Source organism: Massilia sp. CMS3.1 (assembly GCF_051262535.1).
Lineage (GTDB): Bacteria > Pseudomonadota > Gammaproteobacteria > Burkholderiales > Burkholderiaceae_D > Telluria.
Window position 1 is genome coordinate 1 of the sequence record NZ_JBIMES010000037.1, and the last position, 10095, is coordinate 10095.

Here is a 10095-nt window from a genome sequence, read left to right on the forward strand (position 1 = left end):
CTTAACAACTTGACAGTACCATTACCTTGTCGGTTGAAGTTCGAGGTAAGACATGATTTTTATTTCATGCCAAGGCAAAGATACTTTAGTTCCAAATATTCGTCGATGCCGTAACGTGAGCCTTCTCGGCCATTCCCGCTTTCCTTCATTCCCCCAAACGGAGCGACCTCGGTCGAAATTAAGCCCTCATTGATGCCAACCATGCCGCACTCGAGCTGCTCGGCCACACGCCAGACTCGTTGTACGTCACGTGAATAGAAGTAGGCGACCAGCCCGAACGGTGTGTCGTTGGCCAAGCGCACTGCCTCGGCTTCGGTGCTGAACCGCATCAGGGGTGCTACCGGGCCAAAAATCTCTTCTTGAGTTAGACGCATGTTCGACAGTGCGTCCCCCAACACAGTTGGAGTATAAAAATTCTCACCCTCTGAGTGTCGAGCTCCACCATGCAATACCTTAGCGCCTTTCGATACTGCGTCGGCAACCAGCTCTTCTACCTTGCCAACTGCTGCGGCGTTAATGAGGGGACCAATATGTACACCCTCGACTCTACCATTCCCAACCGTCATCGCCTTGACCGCCGCAATCAGTTTTTCCGCGAACTCGTCATAGATGCTGTCATGAACGAGGAATCGGTTTGCACAGACACAAGTTTGTCCGGCATTTCGATACTTAGACGCCAGAGCCCCTTTGACCGCTTCATCGAGGTCGGCGTCTTCAAAAACAATGAACGGAGCATTCCCGCCTAGTTCAAGAGATAGGCGCTTTACTGTCCCTGAGCAGGCGGCCATCAAGCGTTTTCCGACCTGGGTGCTGCCGGTGAATGACAGCTTGCGTACCAAGGGGCTGCTGGTAAGGATCTCGCCCACTACCGCCGGTCGCGCAGTGGTGATAATGTTTAAGACACCTGCGGGGACACCTGCACGTTGTGCCAATTCCGCCAGAGCCAAGGCGGACAGGGGGGTTGCTTCAGCAGGCTTGACTACGATGGTACAGCCCGCAACCAACGCTGGCCCGACCTTTCTGGTGATCATGGCGATGGGGAAATTCCATGGCGTGATAGCGGCGCATACGCCCACTGCCTGCTTGAGAACGATCATGCGCTTGTCAACACTAGGCGATGGGATCACGTCGCCGTAAGTGCGCTTTCCTTCCTCGGCGAACCATTCGATAAAGGAAGCACCGTAGGCGACCTCGCCTCGACTTTCCGCCAGCGGCTTACCTTGCTCCATCGTCATGAGCAGCGCCAAGTCTTCTTGGTTCTCCATGATGAGGCGAAACCATCGCAAGAGCACTGCGGCGCGATCTTTGGCACTGCGCGCGCGCCAGCCCGGTAGTGCCGTGTTGGCGGCGGCAATGGCCCTCGTCGTTTCAGCCGCCCCGAGGTCGGGCACGCGGGCTAACTCTTGTCCGGTCGCGGGGTCGTGGATAACGTGGGTGGCGCCGTCGTCGGCTGCAATCCACTGCCCATCTATAAACGCTTGTGTTCGCAGCAGGTTTTGGTTTGTCAGTGTCATGATTGTATTCCGTAAGTTAAGTGATAAGCATCGGGAGAGATGTATTAGAGTGCCGCGCGGTACAAAGCTAGTGCATCGGTCTCACTGACTTCCCTCGGATTGTTTTGCAATAGCCGTTGGACTTGCATCGCATCTCGCGCCAACATAGGCAGATCCTTTTCTGTAATACCGACCTCACCAAGCGATTGGGCGTAGGGCATGATTGATACTTTCTTGGCCATCGCATCGACGAATGCACGCGCCGTCTGTCGATCGGCTACCTGTCCAAGCCCTGGGAGGATTGCGCGCCCCAACGAGGCGTATAACCGTTCTGCCTCAGCAAAGTTAAACTCCAGCACCGCATTCAACATTAATGAGTTGCACAAACCGTGCGGTAAGTGATAGTGGCCGCCCAATGGATAGGCCAAGGCATGTACTGCCCCTACGGGTGCGTTAGCAAATGCCATTCCTGCCAACAGCGAGCCCACCAGCATGTTTTCGCGTACATTTGCATCGCTACCGTCGATGACCGCCGCGTCGATGTTCTTGAACAGAAGTTGCAACGCTTTTACGCTCAACGCATCGGAGAAGGCGTTTTTCTTGTGCTTAGAGGTGAATGCCTCAATGGCATGGACCATCGCATCGACACCTGTCATTGCTGTGATTGCAGGGGGCAGAGCGAGCGTCAGTTGGCTGTCCAGTAGGGCCAAATCGGGGTACAACAAAGAAGAGACGACACCTTTTTTCTCCTGCGTGGCCGTGGTAACAACGGAAATCGGGGTGACCTCGGAGCCGGTGCCAGCCGTCGTCGGTATTTGGATCAATGGGAAACGCGGACCGCGTGCACGATCTACCCCGTAGACATCTTCCAGCGCTTGGGGGCTGCACGCCAACAGAGCCACGAGTTTCGCGGTATCCATGCTACTGCCGCCGCCAATCCCCACGATGCCATCCACCTTCGCTGCTATTGCCGCCGCCACCGCCGCCTCAACCATCCCTTCGGGAGGATCGGCAGCCACATCGGAATACACCGTCACCGATAGTCCTGCCTCAGATAGCGCTTGAATGGCATCTACTTGCAGCCCGGCCTTGATCAAACCGGCATCCGTCACCAGAAACACCCGCTGCATCCCGAGATCGAGCGCCAGTGCCCCTAGGCGCTGGATACCACCCTGCTCGCAGATGATGCGAGGAGCGGTTTCAAATACAAAGCTCGTCATGTTGCTGCTCCCGAGGATGTTGAATGAGCCAAAACTTCGCCCCGTTCGATATGAAATGCCAAGTCCACCAGATCCGATGAATGCCGATCGTCCGACTCGCTAAGAATCACCGACAGCCCCTGCTCGCGTAACTGGGCAATCACTTCCACTAGTCGCCGTGAAAGCACCGGAGCGACGCCCTCGAAAGGTTCATCTAAGAGTAGCAACTTGCGTCCTGGCATCAACGCCCGGGCCAGTGCCACCAGCTTCTGCTGCCCTCCCGACAGGAGTAATGCACGGCGGTTGCTGAACTCTCGAACTTCCGGCATCAACTTGTAGATCCAGCTCAGACGCTGTGGGGCATCCGTGATCGCGTTGGCCCAAGCCGGCAACATGATATTTTCCTCTACTGTCAAAGAAGGGATCAGCGCCCTGTCCTCGGGCATATAGCTGATACCCAATCGGGCCAGTTGATGTGCTTGGAGACCCCGCAAGTCATGCCCAAGCACCTCAATCTGGGTCGTCGTTCTTGGCAGAAGACCCATAATGGCGCGCATGAGAGTCGTCTTGCCGGCGCCATTACGTCCGATCAGCCCCGCCATGCTGCCCGCAGGCATTTGCATACTGACATCGCGAAGTATTGGAATGCCTTGAATGCTGACATTTAAGCCACGTATGTTCAAAGCCGAAGTCGATTCGACAAAGGCAGAGGATGGGCGAGTAATCGGTGCATTCACCTTGTAACCTCCGTAGTGTCGCTATTGAGATGGCGTCCAGTTACTAGTTCCTGCACGCGCGTGTCGTTCATTACCTTGTGCGCCGAGCCATCGGCAATGATTTCCCCGCTGTAAAACGCCAGGATCCGGCTGACATAGCGAGTAACAATGTCCATATCGTGCTCCACAAATAGCACTGTCAACGACTGCTTCTTGACGGCTCGCATAACTGTGTCCATGAGTTCAATTTTTTCCTCGGAGCTGACACCACTGGTGGGCTCGTCCAAGAGTAAAAGCCGTGGACGGGACACAAGCGCCATCGCAATATCCACAAGCTTTCTAACGCCCTGAGGAACGGAACTCACGGGTAGATAGGCAAACTGCTTCACACTAAATTCATCGAGGATGTCGAGCGCCTGCGCGTGTCTTTCGCCGGTGTACATGGGGCTCCAGATTGCCGGACGCTTACCTTGAGCGGCAACCAGCGCGATCATCACGTTTTCGACCACGCTGAGTTGCGGAAAAAGCTGGGCGACCTGGAATGAACGTGCCATACCGCGCCGCGTTATTTCGCGGGGCGCCATACCAACAACGGAGTGAGCCTCAAACAGGATCTCGCCACTGCTAGGGGGAAGATAACCTGTTACCATATTGATGAACGTAGTCTTACCGGCGCCATTACCTCCAATGACACCCACGATCTCACCCTGCTTGATTGTGACATTAAGATCGTTTGCCGCCACAACGGCACCAAAGGTGCGCATGAGTGATCGAGTTTCGAGAATGACAGGCGGCATCATGCGTTCGCTCCCTTAAGTTTTAAGCGCGCGACCACGCTCCATATGCCCTTGGGCAAAAACAGCACCAGTAACAACAACACCAAACCCATCGTTAGCTGCCAAAAATGCGGCGCGTGCTGGACTGCGAAGGTTCGAATAAGTGCAAAAACAAGCGCACCGATGAAAGGCGCAGCCACATGACTCGTACCGCCTAGGATCGCGATAAGAACAAATTCTCCGGAAGTGGTCCACAGTGCCATGTCGGGATCGATGTGTCCAGCCGCCAGTGCGGTGAGACCACCACCGAGTGCAGAGATTGCCGCCGCAAAGACGTAGTTGAAGAACAGAAGATTCTTTGACGAGAGCCCAAGATAATCGATACGGATTTCATTCTCTCGAACGCCCTCCAGAGCTCGCCCCCAATCGCTATTTAGGAAACGCTGGATAACTATTGCAGCGATCGCTGCAATAAAAACAGTCAACAGATACAACACGAGCTTGTATTGCGACTCCGGTGCTTCCCACCCCAAAAAAAAGACGTTTGCGATGTTGAATCCATCCGTTGAACCAAGTGCCCAACTTTTAACTAAGACCCCGTAAAGAATCATGGAAAGCGCTAAAGTCAACATCGCGAAAAAGATTTCTCGAAATCGCGTCAGCAGCGAGCCGAATATCAGCGCAAGAATCACAGCTACGCAGGTACTCAAAGCCAATAGTGCGAAGGCGTCAGTGATTCCGAGGAACTGTGCACCCAGCCCCACGCCATAGCCACCAACACAGTAATAGAGCGCTTGGCCAAAACTCACCAACCCGGCGCGCATTTGCATCACAACGCCAAGGACCACCAGCGCTTTTGCGAACGAGAGCGTCAGAAGAAAAGTCAACCAAGCAGGCATGATTGGCGCAGCAATCATTAATGCGCTACCACTGGCGATAATCCCCCAAGTCGTGCAGGAACTTGTTTTCAATGCTTTCATATCAAATCTTTCTTCCCAGAGTTTGTCCAAACAAGCCTTGCGGACGAATCGCGAGAACGAGGAACATCACACCGTAGATGACAAAGAGCTCCATTTCCGGGGCAATGTGAACCGCTATAGAGCGTGCCATTCCCAGTAGCACCGCACCAACCGCCGCTCCGCCGACGCTACCCAGTCCCCCGACGACAACGACGGCGAATGCTAGAACAACGATTTCCACGCCAATCCCTGGAACAACCGAGATGGCTGGCGCGGTAACTGCGCCGGCGAACGCGCCCAAGACAGCACCGATGACGAATGTTGCAGTAAACATGGCGTTCACATTGACGCCCATTGCAACCGCAATCTCCCGGTTATGAATGAGTGCGCGCAGTAGTCGACCTTGGTTAGTCCGATTTAGTGCAAACCATGCGCCCAGTCCGACTACGAGTGACACGCCGATCAACGCCAGGTCGTAGGTCGAAAACCGCAACCCCTCACTCACATTGACGCGACCCAGGAGGCTATACGGCTGAGTTGCAAAATACGGATCAACGCCCCAGATAAACTTCGTGACATCCTCCAAAATCAGCAACAGAGCGTAAGTCACGATGACCATCAATACTTCGTCTTTACCTTGCAAATAGCGCAGCAGTCCTCGCTCGATAAGGAGTCCAATAAAACTTCCGGCCACCAGCGCGCAAAGCAAAAGCAGCGCGTAACTCCAGTACGGGCTCCCGTGCTGCGCTTGGAAATACCAGGTAACCACGGATGCTGCGCTATAAGCGCCGATGGCATAGAAACTTCCATGGGCCATGTTGAGAACACGCATCACACCGTAGATAATCGTCATTCCGGCGGCCACCAGAAATAGCCAGGACGCGTAGATCGCCCCGTCAAACAGAATTGCAATGAGGTTTGTCATATGTCACCAAGAATTCGGTGTGCACGTCTTAACGACGTGCCGTCACGGCCCTCGGGCCGCACCCAGTTCATTTTCCGCATTTGGCGCCAACGAATCCGGACTTGATCCACTCTACAGCCACAGCACCGTCGGGCGGTGTGACACAGTCGGCGGCATAGACCTTCACTTGGGTCACTTCGACCTTTCCCGTTTTGACATTAAAACGGAGCTCCCCCATCGCTGTCTGTTGCGAGGCTTGATGTCCACCAGCCCTATCCATCTTTACCGTTCCGGATACCGACTCGAAGACAAGGCCAGTTAATCCCGTAATAATCTGATCAGATGTCGGCATACCGGTCTTGCCAGATTTTTCGGCAGCGGCTTTCAAAGCCAGCAGCGCCTGAACCATGTGATGTGCGGGATAGGTCGGCTCTAGTTTGAATTGCCCAACGTAAGCAGTTTTGTACCAATTGGTCAGTGTGTTCTTTGGAGCAAAGGCGCCAAATGCTCCTCGCGCTCCAATGATCGTTCCATCCATACTCGTGTCTTTGTATCGCGAAATGCCGGTCTCACCTGCAGCAAGGAGAAGTACCTTACGCTCGAAAAGGCCACGTGCGCCTGCCTGGAGAACAAACGCCTCCATGTCGCCTCCCCACATGCTTGAGTGAATTACGTCTGCATTGGCAACCGCCAAGGCTGAGATCTCGGCGCCGTACTGTCCCTGACCAAGCTTAGGCCATTGCTCACTGACGATTTTCATCGCCGGCTTCAACTGGTTCATAGCAAGGGTAAAATCGGTCCAGGAATCCTGGCCCCACGCATAATTTTGCTGAATGCCCGCAGCGGTCTTGATTTGAGGACGCATTTCAAACAGATACCGCGCGGCAGCGATGCTGTCCACCGCTGTGTCAGTACTTGTCCGAAAGACATATTTGGGACTTTTCAGCGATTCGAAGAGCTTTGTCGTCCCACAATCAAATAAGACGGTAGGCATTTTCAACTCCTCGGCAACCGGGGCAATGGCAAGGCAATCTCCGCTGCTGATGTAACCGACCACTGCGTCGACTTTCGCGCGTTGCACTAGATTGCGAAATTCTTCCGACTGTTTGGTGGCCCCACCGTTTTCGTCAATCATTACTATTTCGATGTCGAGACCATTAATGCCCTTTTTGTTGTATGGCGCAGGTAACTGTCCAGCATTAAGCGCATCCACCGTTAGCTTGGCCGCGTTCGCGGCTGGCACGCCAAACGGGCCAGCGGCAGCACCTGAAAGGAACGTCACAACGCCGATTCGGAATTTTCCATTGTCTGCCGCGTGACTCAGTCCAGTGCTTCCGGCCAGCAAGGCTGTAAGGGCTATGTAGCGAAGCGTTCCGCGCTGAGCGAGGGGGTACGTCGTTGTCTTTTCTTGGTTCATGATTATCTCCTGGTATTTTATTTGCGTAGGTACGTGGTAAAACTGTCGCCCATATTGGGACTTGGTAATTTCAGTGGCCAGAAATCAGCTCCGACTCAGCGCCGGTTGACGAGCTAGTACGGGTGGAATACGGCCGGCGGAATCGGCGCTGCATGTACCGACAGCCAAATGCGCGGTTGACGGCGCTACATCGAGGGGCTGGAGGAGGCGCAAATGCGAGCATCCAAACTGCCCACACCTGCACGCTTGCGTGTCGAATAGTCATAGCTTGTCTCATAAGTTGTTATTTCCAAGTTTGAGAATTTTCAACTCGGTGCTTTACGGATCCCGTTGCAAATTCCATGCCAGCCTTTACACAGCACCTATGACCGGAAAATGTATCCGGATTTTTATGAGTTGTTCGCCGTATCCCACTCTCACCGCCAATCGCATCGAAAAAAGTGCTTTATCGACAAGCTTTTTATTGCGAGCGGTTTCCGCTCTGAGCGGAGCGGCAGTGGGCGTTCGCTGAGCGGATTCAGCTCTTTCGGTTGCGTTCTGAATAAGTCGCACCTTCAGGGCGCTCGGTCACGCACGCCAACGTTACTGGCGCGGCCAAGAAGATGCACGTGCTGATGCCGCAGGGAGGACAGCAGCTTGAAGTAGAACTCTCTCCCGACAGTTGCTTGCTCTAAGTCGCTCTGTTATCGGGCCTCAGGCTACACGTGGGCCGTGCGGTGCCGCGCCGCGAGGCAGGACCCGCAGCATGTATTGCCGGATTTGTAAGTTGTCTCAGATGAATTGGCAGCCCTGGCTTGATGTAAATTCCCACATATCTGCCACGTCGCTGGCGAAATGCCGCAATGATGGGCGGCGTGCTTTGGTAGCACCATCGCGCATAACCGCTGGCGCGGTATCGGCCGCAATGCCGTGGTCATTTGAGGGCAGAGCTGATGAACTGGAAGGCTACACATAGGTAGCAACAATGCCTTCCTTTGGGGCACCGGTGTTGTCGATGCGTGACACAGCGCCCGTTTCCGGCTATGTTTCAATGCAAATTGAAGGCGCGGCGAGGTTTCCAGTTTTAGATGAAATCGTGGGAGCGCGTTTAAAGGATACGCTTATGGTTTTGGTAGGTGTAGGGGCGCTGCAACGCTTTTGCTGACGGCAGTATTTGGCAACTCTTTGGATCGAAAATAGGCATTTTCCCATCGCCTCTTGACGAGATCGAGCGGAGGCTTCAAATCCTCGGCGGCGTATGCGCGGAACCTCCCTACGGCGACTCTGGCGGGAGGATATCGCAGATCGGGGACGAGCTCGCCTACTGCCTGAGATTGAACGATCTGGTGTGTCTTGGGGTCGATGTACGAGATAAACCCTTCGGGGTCTTTTGGCAAAGGCACACGCAATCCCTCCAGCGTACCAACTAAGCGTTCAGTATCTGCACTGGCACCTGCCAAAGAAACTGCGCGAGCAATTGCCATGACACCGGCGTACGCTCCCGCCGCCGCATAGGTCGGGTAACGTCCTTCAGTTCGATGGAAAGCCTCGACGAACCTGCGGTTGGCCGGTGTGTCAGGCCAGTTGTTCAGATGCCGCGCTGAAAGCACTAGATTCTTCGGAGAATAATCACCAAAGGTGCTGAGGAAGTCGTAGTTTGCACCGCTATCGAAATTAGCGATGATTGATTTTTCAAGGAGCCCAGCGACGTTTGCCTGCTTGACGAACGCGATGAAGTCACCTCCCCACAGCGTCGTGACCACCACATCCGGCTTTGCGGCCACAAGTTGCTGAATATAAGCCGTGTAATCCGGCTCATACAAGCGAGGCCATAACTGCACCGTCATCGTATACTGGACACCTTGCCGCTTAAGTGATTCCGCAAAATCTACCCAGGCGGCATGTCCTAATTCATAGTCCGGCCCAATGTAGGCGAGGCGCGCCCATTTCTTCTCGGCCTGCAAATCTGAAAGATACCTAGCTCCGGCTGCCATTGATATCCAAGTATCATTTGTAACACGAAAGTAGTAGCGATGCCAGTCCTCCATTGTCAATCGAGAACTAGCGTTGTCTGTTCCGATAAAAATAACTTTTCTTCTTTTAGCAAAACGACTAACCGCCTGCGCTACACCTGAAGAAACAACGCCGCAGAGAAACTTGACTTTTTTATGTGTTACGAAATCATCAGCAATTCGGAGGGCGACCGAATTTTTGGAACGATCGTCTTCTACGAGGATACGGAGCTTAGGAACAGGATGGGGCGCGAGCGCAGTCCGAAGGTCAGCCAATGCTAGCCTCATCGCTGCGATGCTATCGCGTCCATAAATGGCTGCGCGTCCCGCAAGAGGGTACATGCATCCGATGGAAACATGGGCCTGGTTGCTACTGGCCCCGAGTTCGACGCCAGCGTGGGCGGGAGCAGACACACCGATTGCTGCCCAGATCAGCGACAGTATGATGGGCTTTCTCATTCGCGCGTTGAAGTTTCTAATATGCATAGATTGGTTGTGTCCGATAAATTAGCTCTTGACATCTGGCCAAATCCAGCGCTCAGTCGTTTCGGTAAAGTCATAGTCTGGTTCGCAGCCTAGCATCAGTCCCCGAATAATGCATCATTGTGATTCGACCGTGCGAATTTGGGTTTTGTCGCGG

Annotated in this window: 8 protein-coding genes; all 8 read right to left on the reverse strand. The window is 54.1% G+C overall.

The window, feature by feature from the left end:
* Positions 1-59: 59 nt before the first annotated feature.
* The gene (locus ACHAC9_RS23930; RefSeq protein ID WP_435764218.1) at positions 60-1514 is read right to left on the reverse strand and encodes an NAD-dependent succinate-semialdehyde dehydrogenase; all 1455 of its coding nucleotides are present in this window, start codon (positions 1512-1514) and stop codon (positions 60-62) included.
* 44 nt (positions 1515-1558) lie between these two features.
* Positions 1559-2713: an iron-containing alcohol dehydrogenase gene (locus ACHAC9_RS23935; RefSeq protein WP_435764220.1), complete on the reverse strand. Its 1155-nt coding sequence runs from the start codon at positions 2711-2713 to the stop codon at positions 1559-1561.
* Positions 2710-3429 (reverse strand): ABC transporter ATP-binding protein, encoded by a 720-nt coding sequence (locus ACHAC9_RS23940; protein WP_435764222.1) that lies wholly within the window; start codon positions 3427-3429, stop codon positions 2710-2712. Before ACHAC9_RS23940 ends, ACHAC9_RS23935 begins: the two co-directional genes overlap by 4 nt.
* Positions 3426-4208: an ABC transporter ATP-binding protein gene (locus ACHAC9_RS23945; protein ID WP_435764225.1), complete on the reverse strand. Its 783-nt coding sequence runs from the start codon at positions 4206-4208 to the stop codon at positions 3426-3428. Before ACHAC9_RS23945 ends, ACHAC9_RS23940 begins: the two co-directional genes overlap by 4 nt.
* Entirely contained in the window at positions 4205-5164 is a 960-nt protein-coding gene (locus ACHAC9_RS23950) for a branched-chain amino acid ABC transporter permease (protein WP_435764228.1), read from the reverse strand. Before ACHAC9_RS23950 ends, ACHAC9_RS23945 begins: the two co-directional genes overlap by 4 nt.
* Position 5165: 1 nt before the next feature.
* The gene (locus tag ACHAC9_RS23955; protein ID WP_435764230.1) at positions 5166-6068 is read right to left on the reverse strand and encodes a branched-chain amino acid ABC transporter permease; all 903 of its coding nucleotides are present in this window, start codon (positions 6066-6068) and stop codon (positions 5166-5168) included.
* 67 nt (positions 6069-6135) lie between these two features.
* Positions 6136-7464 carry an ABC transporter substrate-binding protein gene (locus ACHAC9_RS23960; RefSeq protein ID WP_435764233.1) on the reverse strand — a complete coding sequence of 443 codons (1329 nt, stop codon included), beginning with the start codon at positions 7462-7464 and terminating at the stop codon, positions 6136-6138.
* A gap of 1100 nt (positions 7465-8564) precedes the next feature.
* On the reverse strand, positions 8565-9914 hold the full coding sequence (locus ACHAC9_RS23965) for an ABC transporter substrate-binding protein (protein WP_435764235.1): 1350 nt from the start codon (positions 9912-9914) through the stop codon (positions 8565-8567).
* Positions 9915-10095 lie beyond the last annotated feature (181 nt).